At 39.2% G+C, this 25290-nt stretch carries 25 protein-coding genes; 11 read left to right on the forward strand and 14 right to left on the reverse strand.

The window, feature by feature from the left end; genetic code table 11:
• Positions 1–6: 6 nt before the first annotated feature.
• From ZA05_RS16195 to ZA05_RS16230, 7 genes are all read right to left on the reverse strand, one after another.
• The gene (locus ZA05_RS16195) at positions 7–447 is read right to left on the reverse strand and encodes a hypothetical protein (protein WP_053992735.1); all 441 of its coding nucleotides are present in this window, start codon (positions 445–447) and stop codon (positions 7–9) included.
• A gap of 610 nt (positions 448–1057) precedes the next feature.
• Entirely contained in the window at positions 1058–1990 is a 933-nt protein-coding gene (locus tag ZA05_RS16205) for a hypothetical protein (RefSeq protein ID WP_053992737.1), read from the reverse strand.
• A gap of 238 nt (positions 1991–2228) precedes the next feature.
• Complete coding sequence (locus tag ZA05_RS16210) at positions 2229–2975, reverse strand: energy transducer TonB (RefSeq protein WP_053992738.1); 747 nt, start codon at positions 2973–2975, stop codon at positions 2229–2231.
• 49 nt (positions 2976–3024) lie between these two features.
• Positions 3025–3564 carry a hypothetical protein gene (locus ZA05_RS16215; protein WP_053992739.1) on the reverse strand — a complete coding sequence of 180 codons (540 nt, stop codon included), beginning with the start codon at positions 3562–3564 and terminating at the stop codon, positions 3025–3027.
• 36 nt (positions 3565–3600) lie between these two features.
• Complete coding sequence (gene truB / locus ZA05_RS16220) at positions 3601–4293, reverse strand: tRNA pseudouridine(55) synthase TruB (protein WP_053992740.1); 693 nt, start codon at positions 4291–4293, stop codon at positions 3601–3603.
• A gap of 15 nt (positions 4294–4308) precedes the next feature.
• Entirely contained in the window at positions 4309–5100 is a 792-nt protein-coding gene (locus tag ZA05_RS16225; protein WP_053992741.1) for an undecaprenyl-diphosphate phosphatase, read from the reverse strand.
• A gap of 51 nt (positions 5101–5151) precedes the next feature.
• A complete protein-coding gene (locus ZA05_RS16230; RefSeq protein WP_053992742.1) occupies positions 5152–5421 on the reverse strand; it encodes a DUF3098 domain-containing protein in 270 nt (89 codons plus the stop codon).
• Positions 5422–5701: 280 nt separating this feature from the next.
• On the opposite strand from ZA05_RS16230, the gene ZA05_RS16235 reads away from it, so the two are divergent.
• Positions 5702–6637 carry a CPBP family intramembrane metalloprotease gene (locus ZA05_RS16235; protein WP_053992743.1) on the forward strand — a complete coding sequence of 312 codons (936 nt, stop codon included), beginning with the start codon at positions 5702–5704 and terminating at the stop codon, positions 6635–6637.
• 65 nt (positions 6638–6702) lie between these two features.
• Positions 6703–7572, forward strand: coding sequence for a hypothetical protein (locus ZA05_RS16240; protein WP_053992744.1), 870 nt, complete (start codon positions 6703–6705; stop codon positions 7570–7572).
• A 455-nt stretch (positions 7573–8027) separates the two neighbouring features.
• Here the strand turns inward: ZA05_RS16240 and ZA05_RS16245 are convergent, their stop codons facing one another.
• Positions 8028–8672: a class I SAM-dependent methyltransferase gene (locus ZA05_RS16245; RefSeq protein WP_053992745.1), complete on the reverse strand. Its 645-nt coding sequence runs from the start codon at positions 8670–8672 to the stop codon at positions 8028–8030.
• A 27-nt stretch (positions 8673–8699) separates the two neighbouring features.
• A complete protein-coding gene (locus ZA05_RS16250) occupies positions 8700–9578 on the reverse strand; it encodes an ABC transporter permease (RefSeq protein WP_053992746.1) in 879 nt (292 codons plus the stop codon).
• Between the two features lie 218 nt (positions 9579–9796).
• Here ZA05_RS16250 and leuS point away from each other — a divergent pair, with 218 nt between their 5' ends.
• The 4 genes from leuS to ZA05_RS16270 all read left to right on the forward strand — a co-directional run bounded on the left by leuS (position 9797) and on the right by ZA05_RS16270 (position 15847).
• The gene (leuS, locus tag ZA05_RS16255) at positions 9797–12616 is read left to right on the forward strand and encodes a leucine--tRNA ligase (RefSeq protein WP_053992747.1); all 2820 of its coding nucleotides are present in this window, start codon (positions 9797–9799) and stop codon (positions 12614–12616) included.
• A gap of 552 nt (positions 12617–13168) precedes the next feature.
• Positions 13169–14275 (forward strand): alanine dehydrogenase, encoded by a 1107-nt coding sequence (gene ald, locus ZA05_RS16260; protein ID WP_053992748.1) that lies wholly within the window; start codon positions 13169–13171, stop codon positions 14273–14275.
• A gap of 70 nt (positions 14276–14345) precedes the next feature.
• Positions 14346–15050 carry a zinc metallopeptidase gene (locus tag ZA05_RS16265; RefSeq protein ID WP_231632509.1) on the forward strand — a complete coding sequence of 235 codons (705 nt, stop codon included), beginning with the start codon at positions 14346–14348 and terminating at the stop codon, positions 15048–15050.
• A 95-nt stretch (positions 15051–15145) separates the two neighbouring features.
• Complete coding sequence (locus ZA05_RS16270) at positions 15146–15847, forward strand: Bax inhibitor-1 family protein (RefSeq protein ID WP_053992750.1); 702 nt, start codon at positions 15146–15148, stop codon at positions 15845–15847.
• A 106-nt stretch (positions 15848–15953) separates the two neighbouring features.
• Here the strand turns inward: ZA05_RS16270 and ZA05_RS16275 are convergent, their stop codons facing one another.
• Positions 15954–16424, reverse strand: coding sequence for an Lrp/AsnC ligand binding domain-containing protein (locus ZA05_RS16275; RefSeq protein ID WP_053992751.1), 471 nt, complete (start codon positions 16422–16424; stop codon positions 15954–15956).
• A gap of 96 nt (positions 16425–16520) precedes the next feature.
• On the reverse strand, positions 16521–17885 hold the full coding sequence (locus ZA05_RS16280; RefSeq protein ID WP_053992752.1) for a saccharopine dehydrogenase family protein: 1365 nt from the start codon (positions 17883–17885) through the stop codon (positions 16521–16523).
• A 75-nt stretch (positions 17886–17960) separates the two neighbouring features.
• Between ZA05_RS16280 and ZA05_RS16285 the strand changes: the two genes are divergently transcribed.
• Positions 17961–18353 (forward strand): DUF423 domain-containing protein, encoded by a 393-nt coding sequence (locus ZA05_RS16285; protein ID WP_053992753.1) that lies wholly within the window; start codon positions 17961–17963, stop codon positions 18351–18353.
• Positions 18354–18417: 64 nt separating this feature from the next.
• Complete coding sequence (gene pckA / locus ZA05_RS16290; RefSeq protein WP_053992754.1) at positions 18418–20034, forward strand: phosphoenolpyruvate carboxykinase (ATP); 1617 nt, start codon at positions 18418–18420, stop codon at positions 20032–20034.
• A 76-nt stretch (positions 20035–20110) separates the two neighbouring features.
• On the opposite strand, the gene ZA05_RS16295 is transcribed toward pckA, so the two are convergent.
• Together ZA05_RS16295 and ZA05_RS16300 are read right to left on the reverse strand one after the other, a co-directional pair.
• The gene (locus ZA05_RS16295; RefSeq protein WP_053992755.1) at positions 20111–20860 is read right to left on the reverse strand and encodes a uroporphyrinogen-III synthase; all 750 of its coding nucleotides are present in this window, start codon (positions 20858–20860) and stop codon (positions 20111–20113) included.
• A gap of 22 nt (positions 20861–20882) precedes the next feature.
• Entirely contained in the window at positions 20883–21530 is a 648-nt protein-coding gene (locus ZA05_RS16300) for a DUF4271 domain-containing protein (protein ID WP_053992756.1), read from the reverse strand.
• 103 nt (positions 21531–21633) lie between these two features.
• On the opposite strand from ZA05_RS16300, the gene ZA05_RS16305 reads away from it, so the two are divergent.
• From ZA05_RS16305 to ZA05_RS16315, 3 genes are read left to right on the forward strand one after another with little or no spacing between them, the layout of a single operon-like run.
• Entirely contained in the window at positions 21634–22356 is a 723-nt protein-coding gene (locus ZA05_RS16305) for a polyprenol monophosphomannose synthase (protein WP_053992757.1), read from the forward strand.
• A 1-nt stretch (position 22357) separates the two neighbouring features.
• A complete protein-coding gene (locus tag ZA05_RS16310) occupies positions 22358–23704 on the forward strand; it encodes a dihydroorotase (protein ID WP_053992758.1) in 1347 nt (448 codons plus the stop codon).
• Positions 23701–24198: a DUF4296 domain-containing protein gene (locus ZA05_RS16315; protein ID WP_053992759.1), complete on the forward strand. Its 498-nt coding sequence runs from the start codon at positions 23701–23703 to the stop codon at positions 24196–24198. The genes ZA05_RS16310 and ZA05_RS16315 overlap by 4 nt, the downstream gene beginning before the upstream one ends.
• Here the strand turns inward: ZA05_RS16315 and ZA05_RS16320 are convergent.
• Positions 24187–25218 carry an NAD-dependent epimerase/dehydratase family protein gene (locus tag ZA05_RS16320; protein ID WP_053992760.1) on the reverse strand — a complete coding sequence of 344 codons (1032 nt, stop codon included), beginning with the start codon at positions 25216–25218 and terminating at the stop codon, positions 24187–24189. The genes ZA05_RS16315 and ZA05_RS16320 overlap by 12 nt on opposite strands.
• Positions 25219–25290: the final 72 nt, after the last annotated feature.

Consider the following 25290-nt stretch of genomic DNA (forward strand, 5'->3'; position numbering starts at 1 on the left):
TTCTTTTTAGTTATTTAAATTCATATTTAAGGTTCCAGATTCGTCAATGGCCTGTTTGCCACTTGCCGGTAAAGTGAATCTTAAATCAGTCCAAGCTGTTCCCTTTATACCTTTAAGTATAAACCAGTTTTCAGTTTTGGTTATTGTAAAGAGAAAATTGACTAAATTCGGTTCTGTATTTGGATAATCTTTACTCAATTGTGACATGCCGTATTGGTCCACTGCTTGGGGTTGATTGGGTTTTAGGCTAAAAGATAGTTTAAGCCATGCAGTCCCTTCTATCCCCATTTGTTTAATACCGTTTTCAACTTCTTCAATAACAATTGTAAAATTCTCTAATGTTGCTGGTTGTTGTTCCTTAGCAAGTGATTGGAAACTATAGAAGAGCGTTAGTAGAGCAAATAATGTTTTTAAAAATTCGGGTTTCAATATTATCTGATTTTTCATTGTTCTCAATACAATTTTTTAAAAGAAACTGCTAATGGTAACCATTGTGCAAATGGCTAATGTCAATAAACTAATTATCATCAGTACATTTTTTTTGTTTTTTATGAAATGCATTATCCCTATAATCAAAAATACAATTTGTGCTGCAAGAAATGGCAGTGTCAATAGTTCTCTAAATACGCCAACTAACACAAAATCAATGTTATAAAAATTAATAAGCCAGATAAGACCAAAGTAGGCTACAATTACAAAATTTATAATTATTAAATTTCTATTCGTAATTAGGTTGTTCATGTTTCTTAAATTAGTAAGGTCTCGGGTGTATATCCACAGGTTGAATGTGGTTTTGGTGGTTTAAATTACCATAGTTTACTTCCATTAAGAGACCAAGTTAGTAATTATAAAGGTTTTTTCCTACAAATATGTTAGAAGCAATAAATCATGTAGATATTAGCTACTAGTTTATTTTAAGTGTTTTTTTGTTTCAGATAATTCCATAACCACCGAGCTTAATCTTACATTAAAACATGCCCTTTTAATGTCATAATCTAAGTTGAAAACCATTTGATTTTTATTTGTAAATGAAATGCCTAATTCAGTTAGCTTATGTTTATCTGTTTATTCTGTTTCTAGTGAATGTTTTTAATTTCCAATTTTTAATATCTATCGCTAACAATCCATTCCAATACCAATCGGTATCTGGTTGGAAACCGGAATAGATGTATGTCAATTCCTTATCGGTTGCTAAAGGAATAGGCTTCATGTCCTCAATAGCTAGATATTCAGTAATCAGGGAGTCTCTTATCATTCCGTTTTGTATTAAAAATACACTGTAGGTGCTCTTTGGGTAACTGCCTGAGGAAACAACTGAGATAGTATCTTTATTGTGAATAAGTGTAGATTCTGAAAAGATAGTGTTATATGTTTTATTAATAAGGCTTTTATAGCTCATTTCTGTACTGTCTTTTGTAATGGTTTCAGGCGATTTGTTAAGTAAACCTGTAAGATCCTTATTTGTGGATATGGCAATTATAGGGTCATCTTGCGCTTCCTTAATTTCGTAGCTAGCAACATAGTAGGATTCTATGGAGGCATCGTAGAACTTATATTTATTTCTGTAAATGGTGTCAAATACATCTTGTTGGGAGTTAACTAATAGTAAGCGGTCTATCCCTGTTGTTGAAAAATGTACATTGATAATACTATCTGGCATTTCATAAATTGTTTCCAAATCTCCCTTGTGTACAATTCCAGTAGAAGCCTTATATAGTTGCTCCCATAGTTCATCTGTGTAATTAGAAGTTAAACTTAAAGGGAGATGATAATCCTTATGATTTTCAAACTTCGAGATATAATCAACAAGTATCGTGGTGTCTTTAATGCGGTATTTACTTAATGGAACAGCACTGCTTTCTGTTTGGATAGAATTTGTTTTATCGAATTCTGAGGCTTGTAAGTCACCTTTGTTTGGATTTTGTTTTTTCTGTCCGCAAGAAAATATTATGACTGTTATCGTAATTATAACGTGATTAAAGTATTTCATTTTAAAGATGGTGGGATTAGTGAGGAAGGGAGGTGTTATAAAAATATGTAAGTGAGGAGTTAGGGTGGATAGCTAATATTCTGTAGTAGGTCTAGTTTTTTCATTGTGTTGGAGTTGGTTTAAATTAATTTTAATGATGTCATTAATTAAATAGTAGCCTTTCTATTCTATTGGTTCAGCTTCTTTTACTTCTCAAAGAATTATTTTGAGGACAAGAGCTAGATTAAAACAAATTCCTCTATTTCCCCTTAAAATAAAAGGTAATGGACCCCAATTGGCTATTACTACTGCCATTGTTAAACTGTGCCGATTTTGCGTATTCCAAAGCATGGTCCAAAAGGCATTGGTTGGTGGAGGTTGAGGATTTATTAATGTAGGCATCGGTGACATCACCTGTGTTGTTAACCGTAATATTCACTACAATTTTACCACTATCTTCACACAGGTAACGGGGTGTTTCATTACTTAAAAGTTCACGACCTTTTAGGGAATAGGTTAGGGTACTTAGAGGATTGTTATTGGCATTTTTCTCGTTGCTGTCGGCCGTTTTCATGGCCAGCATGTCCTTGGCCTTTTTATAACGTTCCAATTCGTCTTGGTTTACACTATAGTCGCCAGAGCCGTTGAAGGTATTTGTAGAGGTTACTACATCGTTGGCCTCCATCTCGGCGGCTTCTACTTCCTCCAATTGTTGGGTTGTTTTTTCAAAATCGTTCGCGTTCATGGACTTGAAGTTTTTCATCATGTCCTTAAACTCTTGGTCTTCGTTGTACGCTTGGTTAGTAGTTTTGCCCAAGGCTTCTTCCAAAGCTTCCAGTTCCTTGAGTTCTTCGATTTCCTCCGGGGTGGGCGGTTCCATTTCATAATAACTTTCGGAGATGGTGGCCTGTTGCTTGGTTATGTGAAAGCTAAAGAGCATCATCACCACAATTCCTGTAATGAGCGTGGTGATTATTAAGGCTTTATGTTTTTCTATTAATTCCAAATTTGCGACTTGAGTGCATAAATATATACGTTAATTTAACTAAAATGGATTAAAAGAGCATAAATTCGATGAAAATGGCTACACTGGAAAGTTTCTCTTCCTGTCTGTACCCAAAGCGTTTTCTGCTAAAATCCAGTCCAAACAGCCAGGAATTTCTATAATTGGCATCAAAGGTCTGTATGCCTATACCGGCCTTATACATGGTGCCGTTTTCAAAATGTGCGCCCATGTCGAAGAGTTTTCCATAACCTGCACGAAGGAACAATCGGTCGTCAAAATCCAGTACATTGTAGCGGAAGGTGGCATACACCGGCATAAAGTTGAAACTCTGTTTAAAGTAATGGTCGTACTCTACGTTTAGGGCCACACTGGCACGCCTGTCAAACTGATAGCCTAGGGAGTTGTTGATGAACAGTCCGTTTAGTTGAATTAGGGTGTTGCCGTCGTCTCGGGTTACCACATAGTCTGAATTGGTCCTAAGGGTAGCGGCCAGTGAAAATTTGTAGAAAATGCCTTTGTTTTTAAGTCCGCCTTGGGCAAAAGTGGATACACTTACAAGGAGACATATGGCAAAAAGGGATGGTTTCATAGAGGTTGATTATTTATGAAAACCCTTACACAAAAACTATTCCGAAACTAGGGTCTTTATAAAATTTTCTGGGGTGAGGGCATTGGCCACATCAAAATCGCCAATCTTGGTACGGCGCAAAACCGAAAGGTGCCCGCCAGAATTCAAGGCTTTCCCAAAATCGTGCGCCAAGGAACGGATGTAAGTGCCCTTGCTGCATACCACCCTAAAATCGACTTCGTTCTCCCCAATGCGGGTGATTTCAAATTCAGAAATATTAATGGTTCTTGGTTTTACTTCAACCTCTTCACCAGCTCTGGCAAATTCATATAAGCGTTTCCCGTCTTTTTTTATGGCCGAAAATACGGGTGGGTATTGTTCTATATCGCCCAAAAAGCTTTTGGTGGTTTCGTAGATCAATGCTTCGGTGATATGGTTGGTTGGATAGGTGGTATCAATGTCGGTTTCCAAATCGTAGGAAGGCGTAGTGCTTCCCAAAACAATGGTACCAGTATATTCCTTAATCTGTGCCTGAAAAGTGTTTATCTGCTTGGTCATTTTTCCGGTACAGATCACCAAAAGCCCAGAGGCCAAAGGGTCTAAAGTTCCGGCGTGGCCTACTTTTATCTTTTTAATATTATGGGCATGCCTGATTTCCCAGCGCAGTTTGTTCACCACTTGAAAGGAAGTCCAGGTAAGGGGCTTGTCTATTAACAGTACTTGTCCGTCTTTAAAATCTTCAGCAGTCATCATCACAAAATCAAATTAGATTAAAGCTACTACAATGGCAATTAGGCCCACAATGGCACAGTACACAGAGAAATAGGCAAGTTTGCTTTTCTTCACCAAGGCAATCATCCAGGTACAGGCAAAAAGGCCCGCCACAAAGGCCGCCACAAAACCAATACTAAGAGCGGTAAAGTTGGAGCTTTCGTAGCTCAATTCGCCGCCAAGGAGATCTTTGGCAATCTTTCCAAAGATAAGGGGCACCACCATTAAAAATGAAAAACGGGCCGCTTTGGTTTTGTCGTTCCCCAACAGTACCGATGTGGAAATAGTCGCTCCAGAACGCGAAATACCGGGCAACATGGCAACGGCCTGCGATATACCAATAACAAAGGCGTTGCTAAAACTTACTGGTTTGTTGGTGTTTTTGGCACGGTCTGCCAAAAATAACAGGGCGGCAGTTACCAATAGCATACAGCCAACCAAGAGGATGTTACCGCCAAAAAGTTCTTCTAACTCCGATTCAAAAAACACCCCGATAATTACAGCGGGAATCATGGATAGGGCAATCTTGGAGGCAAACTGAAGGTCTTCGTTCCATTGGAACTTGAAAATACCCTCCAATAGGCTTAAAATATCCTTTCTAAACACGACGATGGTGCTTAGGGCGGTGGCAAAATGCAATACCACGGTAAACATTAAACTTTCTTGAGGAATGGAGCTGTCTCCCAAAATGGCTTTTCCTAACTCGAGGTGGCCACTAGAGGATACGGGTAAAAATTCGGTAAGCCCTTGTACAATTCCAAGGATGATGGCGTCGATAATGTCCATGCGGTATAAATATCAATAATGGGATGTCAAACAGAACGGCGAAGGCCTTAACTAGTTGTTGGATTTTGGCGCTTTATGCGGGTTGAGCAAGATGGCATAGATCTCAATTGCAAAGCCAATAAGCACTAGGGTAGGAGCCACACGGATGCGTCTGAAATTAAAAATTTCGGGGTTGAATACATTAGGGTCGTCACTACCGCCTCCAGACATTAAAATAAATCCAAGGGCAATACAGGCCAAGCCAATAAGCATGAACTGGTAGTTTTTCTTCCCGAAAAGAAAGTCTTGTTTGTTGGTTTCTTTTTGCTTTTGTGCTCCCATATGCTGTAAAATTTTTTGAAACAAATTGCATTGCCAACAACCTGGGCAATGGCCTTGGTACTACTAGGCACTTTAGGCAAGTGCAAAGTAACGGTTTTATTTAAAACTTTCGCGTTAAGGAGCTGTAAATTTGGAGGGAGCTGCGATAATCCTTTGGGATTTTAAAGTAGGGGATATTAAGGGGAAATGCCGATAGAAATGTTAAATGTTTTGAAAGTATTTTCTGAATAAAGATACGAATCACTATTTTCGTCCTTAACCAATTATACCAACCTATTTAATGAATTATCTAAAAGCCCTATTGGCCCCTAATCGGCTAAATCCTATTTTATTTATTGGAATCGGTTTAAAGATATTGTCCCTGTTGGGCATTGTTGTCGTGATGCTTTTTACGGATCTAGGTGCCGATTCAAGTGACTATGAAACAGAAACCTATAGTTCGGTTTTTTACTTTGTTCTAAGAATTCTATCAATGGTACTCATTGCCCCTATTTTGGAGGAACTGCTTTTTGATGGTGCCTTTTTAAGGTCTAAGTATTTTAAGATCCTAAGTTATATAGCTTTGCCTATTGCAATATATGTTATAAGGTTGCACGTGCCTGCTGTTTTATTGTATTTGTTATTTTGTGGTGTCAGTTATTACGACCATAAAACAGCTTCAAAAAAAGATTCACTGTTGCATATAAGGATTGTGGTTAATGCACTCTTGTTTTCGGTATTGCATTTGGACTTTAATAATTTAGGTGAGTTATGGATGTTTTCACTTTTGTCAAGATTTGCAGGACACCTAATTGCTTTATGGTTGGTACTTAATTATAAACTTATCTATGCTATGGGATATCATTTTCTGTGGAATGGAACTATAGCATTCATATTATTTTTTAATGTAAGTTTTGAAAAGGATCCGGATGTTCCGAGTGATGTTATCAATAATGAATCGTTTTGTGTAGAATATTCGGAAACAGCATTTATTTCGAAACATGAGGTTAATATTAGGGGAGATAAATGGAGTTGTACTTCATGCACATTTGAAACTTTGATGGAGTTCCACGGTTGGAGCGATGCCAGGTTGTTTCAGCAGAAACAGGAAGGATATGTATATGATATTGAAGTGAATTTTATGGAAAACTTCAATAGAGAGGATGTACCAAAATTACTAGAAAAGCTCTCGAAGGCTTTAGTTGAAAAAGAAGTATTGGTTAGAATTGCACCTTGATATTATAGGTAATACGAATAAATATTAACAGACTTTGAAGAACCAATAAATAATACCCAACCATTATGAATATCACTAAACCATTTTTATTAGCCTTGTTCCTTTTAAACACGGCAATAGGCTTTGCCCAGCAAGTAGCCATAAAAACTGCCACGGGAGAGGGTATCCCTTATGCTACAATCACTTTTTTAAAACAGGATTCCATTGTTGGGGGGATGTATGCCAACGAAAAGGGCTTGGCTATGATTGCACCTGATATGGATATTGATGTTTTGTTGATTTCCCATTTAGGATTTGGTACACAAAAGGTGACTTGGGAGCATAGCAATATAGACGTTGTATTGGAAGAGTTACTTAATGATTTGCCAGAAGTAGTTATTACCCAACGAAAAGAAGAAGCTGTGTGGATGGGGCATGAGTTTGTACGAAAGAGAAGTGCTTTTTGTTCAGCACAAAGAGGGATGGAAATAGTAACGTTTGTCCAAAATAACAAACAATTAAGTAATCTTGAAATGACTGCCTTTAAGTTTAAAGTTAGAAGAAGAAGTGAGGATAAAACGGCCGTGTTAAAGATTAATTTCTATACCAATGAGAGCAATACCCCAGGTAAGAGGATCAATGCTTACCAAGATATCACTGTTGCTCTTGCTAAGGGGGAAAGGGGAGATGTGGTTTTGGATTTAAAGACCTATCATATGATCTTTCCTGAGGAAGGTGTGTTTGTAGGTATTGAATGGATGGGTTTTGCAGATGATGAGGGCACTTTATTGCAAAACAACACCTATAATGACAGCAGTATCGCCTATAGTGCTTGTAGTACAGAACAATTGACCTTTATGAGGTCTGCCTTTGGAACTGATAAATGGAGTAGAATGACATTTTGGGATGGCCGAAAGGATACCTTTGTTCCTGCGTTTTCAATTGAGGTAAAATAAATAGGTTAAGGTTGTTATATTTGAGTTTCAAAAGCGATGTGATTTTATGAAGAGTGAAGTACCTTATGTTTTCCTAGGTTTTACAGTCTTGTTTGTGACTTTGAAGACAGGTTGATTTAAAATAGTTTAAATAATAAATGATAATAGTTTGAAACAATATGTTATTTATATTCCTTTTATAGTTCTCCTTGTTATTCAATATTTAGATAAAAAGGATGATTATTTTTATTTGCAGATAATAATGGTTTGCTTAACAATTATTTTTGCCCTTATTTTTCTAGTGAAAAAAAGAAATAAAGGTAAGGAGGATTGGTAAATAAAGGTAGTATATCACAGAGTGTGTACAGTTGCGATGATCGGTGTTAAATCGTTCTATAATTTTTTGATTTAATCTAAAATGAAAAGAACTTATAGTAATAGTTTTAATACATGCAAAAGATAGTTATTTATGGTCTTTAATTTGAAATACTCTCTTTTACATTATGTCTTTTAAACACCGTCAACCGTTCTCCTAAACTCTCAATAACCAAGTTGAATGTATCTGCAATATACCTCATGGTTTGTTCGGTATAGATAAATACGTGGGTGGCATCCTTGCGGTAATACCAAGTGTTGAAATCTGGATGGCCTTGGTACAAATGCGTCATGATGTACAAACGACCTTCGGGTTGTAAAAGGGCTACCAATTGGGCAATCTCCTGTTTGGGATTGTAAAAGTGTTCAAAGACTTCACAGCTAAAAATATAATCGTAACGGTGGTTTTTGTAAGCTGGATCTGGATAAAAATAAGGGTCGAATAAGTTTATTCGATACTGTTGTTCCTGAAGCATTTTGGTGATTACGGGACCACTGCCACAGCCATAGTCCAAGCCTAAATGCTCAGGAGTCTGTGCTTTTAAAATGGCATTGGTAATTGGGGATGTAAATGTTTGGTAACCTTGGTCGTTGACATCGTTGTTGTGGGACTCGTAATGGGCTTTTTCCTGTTCGGTTGTAAAATAGTGGGCCTTGTCCATTACATAGGCGCCACAGGTAGGGCAGATAAAATAATAGGCATCGGACTTTTGGTTGAGCTGGCTGTCACAAAGGGTACAATGCATAATGTGTTGTGTTCTGCCTTAGGTTGCTTAATAATACAACTGGTCTGTTTTCAGGTTCAAGAAACGTTGGGTGGCAATAAAAGTACTGATCCAAGTAATTAAAATTCCCAATAAGAATACCGCCGCAAACAAGGCTGCAATCAATACCGGCTGCCCTAAAAGGCCTAGTTCAGGGAAAGTTTTGTTGAGGTAATGTAACACTACGGCCATTCCTGCCAGAGCAACGATAGAGCCAATAATGCCCAACTGAACATTTTTCAACACAAAAGGTCTTCTGATAAAGCGTTTGGTTGCCCCAACCATTTGCATGGTCTTGATGATAAAACGTTTGGAGTAAACGGCCAACCTAATAGAACTGTTGATCAATAATACCGCAATGAGGGTAAACAGTCCGCTAATAACCAACACCCAAAAGGTGATTTTCTTTACGTTATCGTTCATGAGCTCTACCAAGTCGTTGTCGTAACGGATTTCCTCAATAAAAGCTTTGGTAGAGAGTTCTTCGGTAATTTCATCTAAGGTCGCGTTGGTAACATAATCGGCCTTTAGGTATACGTCGATGGAGTTCTGTAACGGGTTGTAGCCTACAAAATCCATAAAGTCCTCACCGGTCTCTGCTTTCATGAGTTCGGCAGCTTCTTCTTTCGAAACATAGGTGATGGATTTGGTATAATCGGCCATGGAAAGGCTCTTTTCAAGTTGGTTCACCTCCACTTCCTTGGCAGAATCGTTCAAATAAATGGTCAGTACCACCTGCTCTTTAAAGTGGTCTGCCACCTTTTTGGCATTCAACACCAAAAGGCCCAAACAACCTAATAAAAACAGTACCAGTGCAATACTGATGACCACTGAAAAATAGGATGAAATTAACTTGCGCTTTTGGTATCTGTCAAAAGAAGAGCTCATATGTAATGTTGTTAGCGACGTAAAAATATAAAAGAATTCTATACCCCTTAGGTTTACAACGTTTAAACTTTCAACATTGTTATATTAAGCTTAAATTTGCCCTTTTAAAATCCTAATAGGAAGATACTAGCAAACATTTTGGATAAATACGGTCACACTGAGCTTGTCGAAGTGCTGGCGGAACTAAAATAATTCCTATTGTAGAAGCAGACATTGTTATGACATATAATTTCAACGAGATAGAGGCCAAATGGCAACAATATTGGGCCGACAACCAAACCTTTAAAGCCGAAAACAACAGCGATAAACCCAAATACTACGTATTGGACATGTTCCCTTACCCAAGTGGCGCAGGTCTGCATGTTGGGCACCCACTGGGATATATTGCTTCCGATATTTATGCGCGTTACAAGCGCCATAAAGGGTTTAATGTATTGCACCCACAAGGGTACGATAGCTTTGGTTTGCCGGCAGAACAGTACGCCATCCAAACAGGACAGCATCCTGCCATCACCACCGAAACCAATATTGCGACCTACAGAAGGCAGCTGGATAAAATTGGTTTTTCATTCGATTGGTCTCGTGAAGTGCGTACCAGCAATCCAGAATATTACAAATGGACACAATGGATCTTTATCCAATTGTTTGAGTCTTGGTATAATTATGACAACAACAAAGCAGAGCCTATAGAGACCCTAGTGGCAAAATTTGCTGCGGATGGGAACGCAAATATCAATGCGGCATGCGATGATACTATAGACGCGTTTTCAGCAGAGGAATGGAACCAATTTTCTTCTGAAAAACAACAGGAAATCCTTTTGCAATACCGTTTGACCTATTTGGCAGAAACCGAAGTTAACTGGTGTCCTGCTTTGGGAACGGTTTTGGCAAATGACGAAATTGTAAATGGTGTGTCCGAACGTGGGGGGCATCCCGTAGTACGTAAAAAAATGACGCAATGGAGCATGCGTATTTCTGCCTTTGCAGAGCGTTTGCTGCAAGGTTTGGAAACCATCGATTGGACGGATTCGCTAAAAGAAAGTCAACGTAACTGGATTGGGAAGTCGGTTGGAGCTAGCGTCACCTTTAATGTGAATGGTCATGATGAGGTGATCGAAGTGTTCACTACACGTCCTGATACCATTTTTGGGGTGAGCTTTATGACCTTGGCGCCAGAGCATGACTTGGTGTCAAAAATCGTAACCGATGATCAAAAAGAAGCGGTGAACGCCTACATTGAAGCGACTGCAAAGCGTAGTGAGCGGGAGCGTATGGCCGATGTAAAGACCATTTCTGGAGTGTTTACTGGGGCTTATGCAGAGCACCCGTTCAGTAAAGAGCCTATTCCAATTTGGATTGGCGATTATGTATTGGCCAGCTACGGAACAGGAGCGGTAATGGCCGTGCCTTGTGGAGATCAGCGCGATTATGATTTTGCGAAGCATTTCAATATTGCCATTCCTAATATTTTTGAAGGCGTGGATATTTCCGAGGAGGCTTTTGCCGATAAAGAAGCTACCATTATTGCCAACAGCGATTTCCTAAACGGATTGAATTATAAAGACGCTACCAAAAAGGTCATCGAACAATTGGAGGCCCTTGGTCAAGGTAATGGAAAAACCAATTACCGTTTGCGCGATGCGGTATTTAGCCGTCAGCGTTATTGGGGTGAGCCGTTCCCAGTGTATTATGTGAATGGCATGCCACAAATGATTGATCAGGCACATTTGCCAATCACCTTGCCAGAAGTTGAAAAATACTTACCAACAGAAACAGGGGAGCCGCCATTGGGTCGCGCCGATGTTTGGGCCTGGTGTACCGAAACCAACACGGTGGTAAGCAACGATAACATAAACAACACAACGGTATTTCCTTTGGAATTGAACACCATGCCTGGATGGGCTGGGAGTTCTTGGTATTTCTTCCGTTATATGGAAGAAGCCGCCAAACGCGGTGAAGCCTTTGCAAGCGAAGAGGCTTTAAAATACTGGGAAAACGTCGATCTATATATTGGAGGAAGTGAGCACGCCACAGGGCACTTGCTATATGCCCGTTTTTGGACCAAGTTCCTTAAGGATCGTGGGTATGTAGGGGTTGAAGAACCATTTAAGAAGTTGATCAACCAAGGAATGATTTTGGGGACTTCGGCTTTTGTGTATCGAGTTGAAGGTGAAAATAAATTCTTGTCAAAAGGATTAATTGAAGGGCAAAAAGTACAGCCAATCCATTCGGATGTATCTTTTGTAAATGCTTCGGATGAATTGGATGTAGAAGCGTTTAAAAACTGGAGAGAGGAATTTAAGGATGCTGAGTTTGTATTGGAAGATGGGGTATATAAAGTAGGTCGCGAGGTTGAAAAAATGTCCAAATCCAAATACAATGTGGTGAATCCAGACAATATCTGTGAGGAGTACGGAGCGGACAGTTTACGTTTGTATGAAATGTTCCTTGGGCCATTGGAGCAGGCCAAACCTTGGAATACGGCGGGAATTACAGGTGTGCATGGTTTCCTAAAGAAACTTTGGAAATTGTTCTTTGAGAATGATGCCCTAAAAGTAACGGATAGCGAAGCCACTAAGGATAACTTAAAGACCCTTCATAAAACCATTAAAAAGGTAGAAGAGGATATTGAGCATTTCTCATTTAATACCTCGGTGTCTACTTTTATGATTGCCGTGAATGAGTTGACTGCTCAAAAATGTACCAGCAAAGCAGTGTTGGAACCTTTGTTGGTGTTGATTTCTCCTTATGCGCCACATATTGCTGAGGAACTTTGGAGCCAATTGGGAAATGAAGGAAGTATTTCTACAGCGGCTTTCCCTGTGTTTGATGAAAAGCACTTGGTGGAAAGCAGTAAAAACTACCCTATTTCCTTCAATGGTAAAATGCGTTTTACGCTTGAGCTGCCGTTGGATATGAGTAAAGAGGACATCGAAAAGACGGTGATGGCTCATGAGAAAACCCAAGAGCAGTTGCAGGGACGTACCCCTAAAAAGGTCATCATTGTACCTGGAAAAATTGTGAACATTGTAGGCTAATTGGCCTAATGTGATATAGCTTTGAGGCTCCAATTTCGTATCGGAGCCTCTTTTTTTTAATAGTATCCCAACCGTCAGCTCGCGTGGATTTCTGCAGGAAATCTGTATCGAGAACATTGCAGTAGTTTGCTTATATGCTTTTACATTCATTAGTGTACATAATCTTTATGTCATTCCGACATCGGAAGAATCTCTGCCTAACTAGAGATTCTTCACATGGGTTCAGATTGACAACCATTATTCGTCAGATAAAGTGTTTAACAATTTCTATGGCGTCAGTTCGAGTGAAATTCTTGAAAAGAATTTTGTATCGAGAACATTTACTAGTTTCAGTTCTTTTTCTCGATACAATAGGTTTCCATTAACATTCCAACCAATCACTCGAAATGACGAACTGATAAAAATGGTATTCCTTTTCAATTAAAAAATCCTTTAAATGGAATGCACTTTTTGAGGATTCTATAAAAATCCCAAAAACCTGATTTTCATTTATATGCTTTGGTAGATTCCTTGTATCTTTAAGTCCATCATAACCTTAAAACCTTCGATACCATGAAAATTGGCGTTCCAAAAGAAATTAAAAACAACGAAAGTAGAGTGGGCATGACCCCCGCCGGTGTGTTCGAATTAATCAATAGAAACCATACCGTTTATGTGCAATCCACTGCCGGCGAAGGAAGTGGATTTTTTGATGAAGATTATTTGGAAGTGGGTGCCATTATCTTGGATACCATTGAAGAAGTGTATGCGTCGAGTGATATGATTGTAAAGGTAAAGGAACCCATTGCTTCCGAATATCCTTTGGTGAAACCCAACCAAATCATCTTTACCTATTTCCATTTTGCTTCCAGTGAACCCTTGACTTTGGCCATGCTCAAAAGTGAAGCGGTGTGTATTGCCTACGAAACTGTGGAAGATGAGGATGGAAGCCTGCCATTATTGACTCCAATGTCTGAAGTTGCCGGGAGAATGGCTATTCAACAGGGCGCAAAGTATTTGGAAAAACCGATCAAGGGAAGAGGCGTGTTGCTAGGTGGTGTGCCTGGTGTGCCTCCGGGAAAAGTGTTGGTGTTGGGAGCAGGTGTGGTTGGGATTCAGGCGGCTAAAATGGCGGCCGGTTTAGGAGCCCATGTCACCATTATGGATATTAATATGAAACGGCTTCGTTATGTAAATGACATCATGCCCAATCACGTAGTTACGGAATTTTCAAGTGTGTACAATATTAAAAAGCATATCAAAACCCATGATTTGATTATTGGAGGAGTCTTGATAAAGGGTGGAAAAGCACCTAAATTAATTACAAGGGACATGTTGAAAGAGATGCGGCCTGGAACCGTGTTAATTGATGTGGCAGTAGATCAAGGCGGTTGTATAGAAACCACAAAACCAACCACGCATGAGAATCCTACTTTTATTATAGACGATATTGTGCATTACTGTGTGGCCAATATGCCGGGAGCGGTGCCTTATACCTCTACTATGGCACTCACTAATGTTACTTTGCCTTACGTGTTGAAATTGGCAGATATGGGCTGGGAAGAGGCTTGCAAACAGGATGTTTCATTGTCTAAAGGATTGAACATTGTCAAAGGTGAAATTGTATATGAAGGAATTGCGGAATCCTTTGGGTGGCCGTCAGATTATGTGAGTAACTGACAAAATTTCCTTACCATAAAATGGCCTGCTTTTTGTTATCTTTATAGAACAAATTTTAAACTCAAGAACTATGGGCGGATATATGGGGTATTACTTGCTAATTGGTGGTATTGCACTGGTAAGCTGGTTGGTAAGTAATCAATTAAAACAGAAATTTAAGCAGTACTCTAAAGTCCATTTAAGAAATGGCATGAGCGGAAAGGAAATTGCCGAAAAAATGTTGGCCGATAATGGCATTACAGATGTGCAGGTGATTTCTACCAGAGGGCAATTGACAGATCATTACAATCCTAAAAATAAAACGGTGAATCTTAGTGAGTCGGTGTACAGCCAGCGTAATGCTGCGGCGGCGGCCGTGGCAGCCCACGAATGTGGACATGCCGTACAGCATGCCACGGCATACAAGGCCTTGCAAATGCGTTCGGCATTGGTGCCTGTGGTGAGCATTACCTCGAGCATGTCGCAATGGCTGGTGATAGGAGGCTTGGTATTAGGTGCCGCGGCTGGTGTTGGAATGGGCTTTTGGATAGCCGTATTGGGTTTGGTGTTTATGGGAGCAGCAACACTTTTTAGCTTTATTACATTACCGGTGGAGTATGATGCCAGTAACAGAGCCTTGGCATGGTTAAAAAACAAACACATGCTTACACCTGAGGAGTATGCAGGTTCTGAAGATGCCTTAAAATGGGCGGCACGTACCTATTTGGTGGCGGCGATAGGCGCTTTAGCATCCTTATTGTATTGGGCCATGCAAGTATTTGGTGGCCGGGATTAGTAAGGACTATCTTATAAAAATTAGAAGTCAGGTGGAAGCATCTGACTTTTTTTTGCTACTTTCAAAACCTAAACCAATAAACTAACTTATATTTTATGGAACAGAATGTTCAACCCAAATTCTTGTTGAACCAACTGGCAGAAACCGACCGTGTTGAGTTTTACAAAAAAACCTATGCCCATGTTGCAGGTGGCGTATTGGTATTCGTACTTTTTGAATACCTCTTGTTACAGAGTGATGCTGTTGTCAACTTTATGTCTATGCTGGATGGCTTTAAATGGCTCTTGTTATTGGGAGGCTTCATGTTGGTGACCAATTATGCAGAGAGTACCGCAATGCGTTCTGAAGACAAAAACATGCAATATTTGGCCTTTGGAATTTATATCTTGGCCGAGGCCTTTATTTTTGTGCCATTGATTTATATGGCCATTAATTTCACCCAATCGGGTCCTGAATTGCTCAATCAAGCAGCTATTGTAACTTTAGCTTTGTTTACGGGCTTGTCGGCAGTGGTATTCTTTACAAAAAAGGACTTTTCATTCTTGAAAACAGGATTGACCATTGGATTCTTTATTGCTATAGGTTTGATTATCGCCGGGACTATTTTTGGTTTTAACTTAGGCTTATGGTTTTCTGTAGGGATGTGTGTGTTGGCTGGTGGTACCATTTTATACCAAACTTCCAACTTAGTCAATAAATATACCGCAGACGATTATATTCCAGCAGCTTTGGGCTTGTTTGCATCCCTTATGCTTTTGTTTTGGTATGTACTTAGAATTTTAATGTCGAGAGACTAGAAGATAAGTGCTTACAACTTATAAAAAAAAGAGTCCTAATTAAGGGCTCTTTTTGTTTTATGAAATTTTGTTGTTTTTGGAATAGCTGAATTAAATGGCATTCAACCTAAACATTAATCTGTCTGTCGATTTGTTGCGCCAAGGATATAAAGGTTTCGGTTCTGGAAACCCCTGTAATGGATTGGATGTCTTTGTTCAGTAGATGCATGAGGTGTTCATTGTCCTTACACAATACTTTTATGAAAATGCTCCAGTTCCCTGTGGTGTAGTGACATTCAATAACCTCTGGTATTTTTTTAAGTTGTTTTACAGCTTCTGGATTGCTCACGGCTTTATCCAAATAAATCCCGATAAAGGCCATGGTAGTATAACCTAAAATTTTTGGGTTGATTACAAATTTGGAGCCTGCAATCAAACCAGATTTTTCCAATTTACGCAGGCGTTGGTGGATGGCAGCCCCAGAAATACCTACCTGTCTGGCAATTTCCAAAATAGGCGTACGGGCATCTTCCATAAGGGCCCTAAGGATCTTTTTATCGATCCCGTCTATTTGGATATTTTGATTAACGACTTTCATGACAAATCATAGATTTTCAAAAATTCAAAACCAATGCAACATTGGTTTTGAAAGTATAAAGTTAACAAACAGTCACCAATTTATTCGCTTTTTTGACTAAAGTATTAGCGGATTGTAGCCTAAGTAAGGGACCTCGTACTCTTTAAATACAATGTCATAGCTTTCCAGTTCCTTTAAAATAGGTTCGTATACTTCTTTATGAATTGGTATTTGCACACCTGGCCTAGTGATTTTTTCGTTAAGCACAGCCAAGGTAGTAATGGCTACGGGCAGCCCAACAGTTTTTGCCATGGCCGTATAGGTTTTATCTTCTCCCAAGCAAACCATCGTGGCATCAATTTGGTGTTTTCTTCCATAGAGTTCGTAGCCAAATTTATGGTACATAACAATCATGTCTTTTTCATCATTACCTAAGGTCCAGCTATCCTCTAATATTTTCTGAAGAATCTCGGCTGGAGTAGCTTTTTTCAATCCAACCTTTTTGGTGTCGCTAAAAATATCAAGCTCCACGAGTTTGTCCCAAACAATGTCGTCTTGGTCAATTTTAAGGGCATGGCGCAGTTTCAACTCTACAGAATCTGTAGGACTATAAGGTAAAAAGGCGTTTACAAAATCCCGGTAGCTCATATCCTCGCTATCGTCCATGGTAAACGCGTCATCTGTCATGCCTAACTGGACAAAAATGTTCCAAGCCCTACTAAAGCCCACTTTACGAATGGTTCCGCGGTACAAAGTTTTGGCATCATCAAGACCATAGACGCTCTGGTATTTAAGGGAATCCCTGTTGGCATAGGCTTCAAAACGGCCATAACCTTCAATGTCCAAAAATTCTGTACGTCTAAAGAGGCGGTTGTAAGGGATGTATTTATAAGTTCCTTCCTGTAAAAATTTGGCCGTACCACCTTGCCCGGCCAATACTACATTTCGAGGGTTCCAGGTAAATTTATAGTTCCAAAGGTTATTGTCGCTTTCCGGTGCAACCAAACCTCCTGTGAAGGATTCAAACAATACCATATTGCCGCCCTGTTCCCTTATGCGGTCTATCACTTTCATGGCACTCATATGGTCTATACCAGGGTCTACACCTACCTCATTCATAAATACGAGATCTTTCTCCTTAGCAACTTTGTCCAATTTTTGCATTTCCTCACTCACGTAGGAAGCCGTGACCATGTTTTTATTAAACGAAATACAGTCTTTGGCTATTTCTACATGCATGCGTGCCGGTAGCATCGATACGACGATATCTGCATTTTGAATGGCAGCCTGTCTAGACCTTCTGTCTTTGACATCCAAAACAATCGCTTGGGCATTATGGTGATGGTTGATTAATTTTTTGGCATTGGAGAAATTGATATCCCCGACAATTACGAAAAGTTGTTCCTCGTCGGATTTTTCCAATAAATACTTAATCAGGTAAGACGCAGATTTACCTGAACCAATCACTAAAATTTTTCGCATAATGAGAATAGTTAGTTAATTTTGTTACGAATGTAATAAAATGTTAAGGCATTAAAAACCAAATTTTTAAAATATATGAATAAAACCATTTTGATTTCAGCGTCGCTTTTAGGAGGCATTAGTATTGTTTTAGGGGCCTTTGGCGCTCATGGTTTAAAGGAATTAATTGACGTGGAGGCACAGCAAACATTTGAAACTGGTGTGCGCTACCAAATGTACCACGCCTTACTGCTGCTGTTTGTGGGAAGCACACAGTGTATTCAGCCAAAAACAAAAAAAATAATGCTCTATTTGGTCTTGGTGGGTGTCTTGTTCTTTTCGGGATCTATTTATGGGTTGGCCACTAACAATCTTACGGGATTTAACTTCAAAACCATTGGGTTTGTCACTCCAATTGGCGGGCTGTTTCTTATAGCGTCCTGGGGCCTTATGTTTGTGGACTTTTTGAAAATGAAAGCCGATAAATAAGGTTTTAGGTGGAACTTTAAAATATTGTTGTTAATTTTGCCGGACAAACAACACAAACAAAATTATGGTAGAAAATACCCAAACTACGAAAACGATTTCGCTAGATAGCTACGGAATCAAGAATGCAAAGGTACAATATCAATTATCCCCAGAAAAATTACACAACACTACAATTGCCACAGGACAAGGCGTGGAAGCGTCCTCAGGAGCTTTGGCAATAAATACAGGAGAATTTACCGGAAGATCTCCAAAAGACCGTTTTATTGTTAAGGACGACATTACAGAGGACAAGATTTGGTGGGGCGACATCAACATTCCATTTGAGTCTGACAAGTTTGAAAAACTGTATAATAAAGTAACAGATTACCTTTCTGGAAAGGAAATCTTTGTTCGTGACAGCTACGCTTGCGCCGATGATAACTATAGGTTGAACATTCGTGTGATCAATGAGTATCCATGGAGCAATATGTTTGCCTATAACATGTTCTTGCGTCCTACCGAAGAGGAATTGCTAGGGTTTGAACCAGAATGGACCATTGTAAATGCGCCGGGTTTTATGGCTAATCCTGAAGAGGACGGTACCCGCCAACATAACTTCGCCATTTTGGACTTTACCAGGAAAGTGGCCTTAATTGGTGGTACTGGATATACTGGAGAAATCAAAAAAGGGATTTTCTCTGCCCTTAACTTTATTTTGCCAGTTTTCAAAAACACCTTGCCAATGCACTGTAGTGCCAATGTGGGAGAAGATGGTGATACAGCTATTTTCTTCGGATTGTCAGGTACAGGAAAAACAACACTTTCTGCAGATCCCAACAGAAAATTGATAGGAGATGATGAGCATGGATGGACCAAGGAAAATACAGTGTTCAATTTTGAAGGAGGGTGTTACGCCAAGGTAATCAACCTTTCAGAGGAAAACGAACCGGATATTTTCAATGCCATTAAAAAAGGAGCCATTCTTGAAAACGTGATTTTGGATGACAATGGAGTTGTTGATTTTGCAGATACATCCATTACCCAAAATACACGTGTCAGCTATCCTATCCACCATATCAATAATATTCAACAACCATCCATAGGTAAAAATCCTAAAAACATCTTCTTTTTGACAGCGGATGCGTTTGGGGTATTGCCTCCAATCTCTAAGCTTACACCGGCTCAGGCAGCGTATCATTTTATATCTGGATATACGGCTAAAGTGGCAGGTACAGAGGCAGGTGTATTGGAGCCACAGCCTTCCTTCTCGGCATGTTTTGGGGCGCCTTTTATGCCATTGCACCCAACCAAATATGCTGAAATGTTAAGCAAAAAAATGAAGGAAACAGGGGTGAATGTATGGTTGGTGAATACAGGATGGACCGGAGGGCCTTATGGCGTAGGTACCAGAATGAAATTGAAGTATACAAGGGCCATGATCAACGCGGTGTTGAATGGTGATTTAGGATTGTACAATTATGATGATTATCACATTCACTCTGTATTTGGAGTAGCACAGCCAAGAACCTGTCCTGGAGTTCCTACTGAAGTATTGAGTCCAAGAACAACTTGGAACGACGATGAGGCTTATTACACAATGGCCTTTAAGTTGACCAATGCGTTTAGAGAGAACTTCAAGAAGTTTGAAAGCTACGCAAACGAAGAAATTAGAAGAGGAGGGCCACAGCGTTACGCCTTCTAGAAACTATAATATGAAAAAGGAAAATAAAAAAGCGATTCAATTTTGAATCGCTTTTTTTATGATGTAGAGTAAAGGTTTATTTTCCCTTATTCACTTTTTCAATGTACTTTTCCAAGGCCATGGTCATGGATGGCGTTTCAGGTGTTGGTGCGGCTATATCCACACGCAATCCTTTTTCTTCCACAGCTTTTATAGTGGTATTGCCAAATACGGCAATACGGGTATTGTTTTGCTTGAACCCCGGGAAATTATGGAATAATGACTCAATTCCTGAAGGACTAAAGAATACCAAAATGTCGTAAGTAACATTTTCAAGGTCCGAAAGGTCACTGATTACAGTTTTGTAAAATACAGCTTCTTTCCATTTTACGTTCAGGGCATTCATGGTTTCAGGTACCTCCGGTTTCAATTTATCCGTAGTAGGCAATAGGAAATTTTCGTCCTTATATTTTTTAATCAACGGGGAAAGCTCCGCGAATGTGCGTTTTCCAACATAAATTTTACGCTTACGGTACACAACGTATTTTTGCAGGTAATAAGCCACGGCTTCAGACTGGCAAAAATATTTCATGGTATCTGGCACTTTAAAGCGCATTTCATCGGCTACTCTAAAAAAGTGATCCACAGAATTTCTACTGGTAAGTATAATAGCAGTGTATTGGCTCAAATCTACTTTTTGTTGTCTGATTTCCTTGGCAGGAACTCCTTCAACATGAATAAAAGGGCGGAAGTCTATTTTTACTTTTTGTTTTTCCTGAAGATCAAAATAAGGCGAATTTTCTATTTTAGGTTCTGGTTGCGACACTAAAATTGTTTTCACTTTCATAGGCTTTGGTATAGGTTTAAGCTTAGTAATTGATTAATATGTGATATAAAATTAGATAAGGACCAATTTCAAGAGCGCAAAGATACAAAATAAAATAGAATAAGTTATTCATTATCATATTTTGGTGGCTTTTGAAAGTGGTTACAAATCCAATAATATTGATAAGCACCATCAGGGCTAATGTGCAAAAAATAATAAGCTTAGACGGGGCTATGGTATATATCAGTAAAATGTTGATTGGCAATAAAAACAGTCCGCTCAAGTTCTTGAAGCTGGTCTTCTGGAACAGATATAGATCCATGAATTCGTCTATTTCAAAAAGACTGCCCAAAAGGCGTTCCAAAAGTACTTTTATAAGGAGCAGCGCACCTATGCCAATAAGGAGCTTTGAAAAAGCCATAAGGTTGAAATTGGCCGGGTCAATAAATGTGCTGTAGCTTATATAAGCGAAAATGGATACAGAAATGATCAGGTTCAAAAACAAAAGACTGTCAAACCCATCCACAAACTTCTGGTCTCTGCTGTAGATTTTCAGGTATTTGGAATTCCCGATAAGGACCAAAAAGTCATAAAAGCGGTGCTCAAACATAAATTTGGCCATTGCTATCAAGCCTAAACTCATAACAATTAAAATAGTAAACCATTCGTTAGAAACAACCTCTCTTAACATAGCGCTAAATTACTAAGAATTTTTTAGCTGTTTAACTTTTAATTAAGGACTTTTCGATAAAAATAATACATTAAAAAACTTACTTTTGCTAAAATTTGATTGCATGAGGGATGCCATTGTCATCATACCAACCTATAACGAAATTGAAAATATTGAGGCCATCATCAGGGCCGTATTTACTCAGGACAAGGCCTTTGATATTTTGGTGGTTGATGATAACTCCCCTGATTTAACAGGACTTAAGGTAGAAGAACTTCAGGAGGAGTTTCCAAATTCCTTATTTTTGTTGAAACGTAAAAGCAAAACTGGTTTGGGAAGGGCCTATATAGATGGGTTTAAGTGGTGTCTTGAAAGACCTTACGAGTACATCTTTGAAATGGATGCCGACTTTTCTCATGACCCTAAAGATTTGGCAAGGCTTTATAATGCCTGTGCCGTTGAAGGCGCCGATGTGTCTATTGGTTCGCGCTATATTAAAGGGGTGAATGTGGTCAATTGGCCCATGAGCCGAGTGTTGATGTCTTATTTTGCATCGAAATACGTAAGGTTGATTACCCGAATGAAACTCCAGGACACCACGGCAGGTTTTGTCTGTTACAAACGGTATGTTTTGGAAGCTATCAATTTGGATGGCATCAAATTTGTTGGGTATGCCTTTCAAATTGAAATGAAGTTTAAGGCGTATCTTAAAAAATTTAAAATAATAGAAGTACCCGTGATCTTCACGGACCGCTCCAAAGGGAAATCGAAAATGAGCAGTGGTATTATTTCTGAAGCCATTTTTGGAGTGTTGAATATGAAATTAAAAAGCTTAGTTGGGAAATAGTATGAAAACAAGTACGGTACTTATTAAAAATGCCAAAATTGTTAATGAGGGCAAAATTGTTGAAGGGGACATTTTAATTGAAGGAGAGTATATCAAGGAGGTTGCAGATTCCATAAGTGCAAAATCTTCCAATGTCAAGGTGATTGATGCCGAGGGGAATTTTGTACTCCCGGGAGCCATAGATGACCAAGTGCATTTTAGAGAGCCAGGATTGACCCACAAGGCCAATATTGAAACAGAATCCAAAGCGGCCATTGCAGGAGGGATTACGTCTTTTATAGAAATGCCCAACACAGTTCCGCAAACCACGACCATAGAAAAATTGGAAGAGAAATTTGCCATAGCTGCCGAAACTTCGCATGCCAATTACTCTTTTATGTTTGGTGGTACCAATGATAACCTGGAGGAAATTTTAAAAGTAGATGAAAAGAATGTTGCTGCTTTGAAATTGTTCTTGGGTTCTTCTACAGGGAATATGTTGGTGGACGATCCAAAAACCTTGGAAAAAATCTTCAGCAGTACCAATTTGTTAATTGCCGTACACTGCGAGGACGAAGAAACCATCAAGGCCAACATGGCCAAGTATACGGAAAAGTATGGAGATGATATTCCAATTAAGTTCCACCCTGAAATTAGAAGTGAGGAAGCTTGTTATCTGTCTTCTTCCAAAGCCATTGAATTGGCTAAGAAAACAGGAGCTAGATTACATATTTTCCATTTGTCTACTGCAAAGGAAACAGAACTGTTTACCAATAAAATCCCACTTAAGGAGAAGAAAATTACGGCTGAGGTTTGCATTCACCATTTGTGGTTCAGTGATGAAGATTATGATGCCAAGGGAACTTTAATCAAGTGGAATCCTGCCGTAAAATCCGATAAAGATAGAGAGGGGCTTTGGAAAGCCTTGTTGGATGGCCGTATTGATGTAATTGCGACCGATCACGCACCTCATACTTTAGAGGAAAAGAAAAATGTGTATACTAAAGCGCCTTCGGGAGGACCGTTGGTACAGCATGCCTTGGTTGCCATGATTGAGGCCTATCACAAAGGAAAAATTTCACTGGAGAAAATCGTGGAGAAAATGGCTCACAACCCGGCCATTTTGTTCCAAATTGAAAAGCGCGGTTACATCCGTGAAGGCTATTTTGCCGATTTGGTAATTGTAGATGTCAACAGTCCGTGGTCTGTGAAAAAGGAGAATATTCTTTATAAATGTGGTTGGTCTCCATTTGAAGGAACCACCTTTAAATCTCGCATTACCCATACGTTTGTAAACGGTAGTTTGGTATATAACAACTTTAAGTTTACCAATGGTAAAGCTGCCAAGCGATTAACTTTTGATAGATGAAACAACTACTGATTTTTTCTGTGCTACTTGCCAGCTTTTGGGGATGTCATGATGTAAAAAGGCCTGAAAAGCCAGACAATCTGATAGCCAAAGAAAAAATGTCGGACATTTTATATGACGTTTTTTTGATGAATGCGGCCAAGTCCATGAAAAAACAGACTTTGGAGGACAAAGGAATTCATCCAGAGGAGTATGTGTTTAAAAAACATGGAATTGATAGTTTGCAGTTTGCGCAGAGTAGTGATTATTATGCCTACGATACCGAAGCTTATGATGCCATTGTAAAAGATGTCGAGGGACGTATCGATGTTCAAAAGAAGTATTTTGATTCGATCCGTGAAGTTGAGGAAAGTGAAAAAACACGCAAGCAGGATTCTATTAAGAAGGTAAAGGATTCCGTTAGAGCACCGAGAATACCCAAGAAGGGAATTACTACAGGAGATTCACTGAGAAAAGATGTTTTAAAAAAACTGAAAAAGCCTTTAGGACAGTGATGTTTTTTTAAGATCTTCTAAATAATGTTGGCATACCCCATCTATGGTTGCATCAATATTTTTGAAAGTATAGTTCAAGGTGTTTATAGCTTTTGAACTGCTGTAAAAGGATTTGTTTCTTACGGTTTTAGACATCTGTTTGGATAATTGCCGGTTGGATCCAGTGAGTTTATGTCTTAGCCAATCTAATCGCCAGCCCATTTCCAAAAACAATTGTGGAAGCTCCTTTTTGGCAGGACTTACGTCTAGGGCTGTTGCTATTTTATATTGAAAATCCTTAAAGGGAATATTTTCAGAAACCAAAATAAAATTCTCATTGGTAATATTGCTATGCATCAATAGATGCATAATTTGTACAACATCCTCTACATCCACATAGCCACCCGTGCCAGTGGTGTAATAAGGAATCCCTTTGTGAATTCTTCTTATAAGGCCACTACTACCGTTTCCGTTCCAGAACCCCGGGCCCAAAATCACGCCGGGATTTACCATCACGATATCCAAGCCTTCTTGAGATCCGCGCCAAACTTCCATTTCAGCGCCATATTTAGTGATGCCATACACACTGTTGTCATCTTCTGGGTTCCAGGGTGTGGTTTCGTCTATTAGCATTTCTGGTTTTGGAGGTTTGCCAACGGTAGCTATGGAACTGACATAACATAATTTGGAAATTCCGTAGATAAGACTCAGGTTCACCACATTGGAGGTGCCTTCAATATTTATTTTTCGAAGTTTGTAATAGTCGTTTGGAGCAAAGGATACCAAGGCAGCACAATGGTAAACATGGGTAATTCCAGTAAATGCTTCCTCTAAAGAGGGAACGTCTGTAATGTCGGCTTTAACCCATTCAATGGCATCCAAGAGGGTTTCGGGATCCTGTGTGTAATATGAAAATACTTTTTTTACGGTTGCAAGGCTTTCGGGAGTCCTGAAAATAGCCCTAACCTTTTCATTGTTATTGATAAGTTTGTAGAGTAAATGCGACCCCACCAAACCAGTACCTCCTGTGACTAAAACCATGCAACTAAAGTAAAGAATTATTCATAAAGCATTAGGATTTCTACATTGATTTTTATCTTTGCGAAAAATAAG

The sequence above is a fragment of the Mangrovimonas sp. TPBH4 genome, assembly GCF_001280505.1.
Taxonomy (GTDB): Bacteria; Bacteroidota; Bacteroidia; order Flavobacteriales; family Flavobacteriaceae; genus Mangrovimonas_A.

What these genes read in the sequence shown, in the direction of transcription:
- ZA05_RS16215 (WP_053992739.1), bottom strand. Translation starts at nt 3,564, where the DNA reads ATGAAACCATCCCTTTTTGCCATATGTCTCCTTGTAAGTGTATCCACT.
- ZA05_RS16275 (WP_053992751.1), bottom strand. Translation starts at nt 16,424, where the DNA reads ATGAAAGTCGTTAATCAAAATATCCAAATAGACGGGATCGATAAAAAG.
- ZA05_RS16240 (WP_053992744.1), top strand. Translation starts at nt 6,703, where the DNA reads ATGAATATCACTAAACCATTTTTATTAGCCTTGTTCCTTTTAAACACG.
- ZA05_RS16315 (WP_053992759.1), top strand. Translation starts at nt 23,701, where the DNA reads ATGAAACAACTACTGATTTTTTCTGTGCTACTTGCCAGCTTTTGGGGA.
- leuS (WP_053992747.1), top strand. Translation starts at nt 9,797, where the DNA reads ATGACATATAATTTCAACGAGATAGAGGCCAAATGGCAACAATATTGG.
- ZA05_RS16205 (WP_053992737.1), bottom strand. Translation starts at nt 1,990, where the DNA reads ATGAAATACTTTAATCACGTTATAATTACGATAACAGTCATAATATTT.
- ZA05_RS16310 (WP_053992758.1), top strand. Translation starts at nt 22,358, where the DNA reads ATGAAAACAAGTACGGTACTTATTAAAAATGCCAAAATTGTTAATGAG.
- ald (WP_053992748.1), top strand. Translation starts at nt 13,169, where the DNA reads ATGAAAATTGGCGTTCCAAAAGAAATTAAAAACAACGAAAGTAGAGTG.
- ZA05_RS16280 (WP_053992752.1), bottom strand. Translation starts at nt 17,885, where the DNA reads ATGCGAAAAATTTTAGTGATTGGTTCAGGTAAATCTGCGTCTTACCTG.
- ZA05_RS16230 (WP_053992742.1), bottom strand. Translation starts at nt 5,421, where the DNA reads ATGGGAGCACAAAAGCAAAAAGAAACCAACAAACAAGACTTTCTTTTC.
- ZA05_RS16265 (WP_231632509.1), top strand. Translation starts at nt 14,346, where the DNA reads ATGGGCGGATATATGGGGTATTACTTGCTAATTGGTGGTATTGCACTG.
- ZA05_RS16285 (WP_053992753.1), top strand. Translation starts at nt 17,961, where the DNA reads ATGAATAAAACCATTTTGATTTCAGCGTCGCTTTTAGGAGGCATTAGT.
- ZA05_RS16320 (WP_053992760.1), bottom strand. Translation starts at nt 25,218, where the DNA reads ATGGTTTTAGTCACAGGAGGTACTGGTTTGGTGGGGTCGCATTTACTC.
- truB (WP_053992740.1), bottom strand. Translation starts at nt 4,293, where the DNA reads ATGACTGCTGAAGATTTTAAAGACGGACAAGTACTGTTAATAGACAAG.
- ZA05_RS16245 (WP_053992745.1), bottom strand. Translation starts at nt 8,672, where the DNA reads ATGCATTGTACCCTTTGTGACAGCCAGCTCAACCAAAAGTCCGATGCC.
- ZA05_RS16195 (WP_053992735.1), bottom strand. Translation starts at nt 447, where the DNA reads ATGAAAAATCAGATAATATTGAAACCCGAATTTTTAAAAACATTATTT.
- ZA05_RS16235 (WP_053992743.1), top strand. Translation starts at nt 5,702, where the DNA reads ATGAATTATCTAAAAGCCCTATTGGCCCCTAATCGGCTAAATCCTATT.
- ZA05_RS16270 (WP_053992750.1), top strand. Translation starts at nt 15,146, where the DNA reads ATGGAACAGAATGTTCAACCCAAATTCTTGTTGAACCAACTGGCAGAA.
- ZA05_RS16305 (WP_053992757.1), top strand. Translation starts at nt 21,634, where the DNA reads ATGAGGGATGCCATTGTCATCATACCAACCTATAACGAAATTGAAAAT.
- ZA05_RS16300 (WP_053992756.1), bottom strand. Translation starts at nt 21,530, where the DNA reads ATGTTAAGAGAGGTTGTTTCTAACGAATGGTTTACTATTTTAATTGTT.
- ZA05_RS16225 (WP_053992741.1), bottom strand. Translation starts at nt 5,100, where the DNA reads ATGGACATTATCGACGCCATCATCCTTGGAATTGTACAAGGGCTTACC.
- ZA05_RS16250 (WP_053992746.1), bottom strand. Translation starts at nt 9,578, where the DNA reads ATGAGCTCTTCTTTTGACAGATACCAAAAGCGCAAGTTAATTTCATCC.
- ZA05_RS16295 (WP_053992755.1), bottom strand. Translation starts at nt 20,860, where the DNA reads ATGAAAGTGAAAACAATTTTAGTGTCGCAACCAGAACCTAAAATAGAA.
- pckA (WP_053992754.1), top strand. Translation starts at nt 18,418, where the DNA reads ATGGTAGAAAATACCCAAACTACGAAAACGATTTCGCTAGATAGCTAC.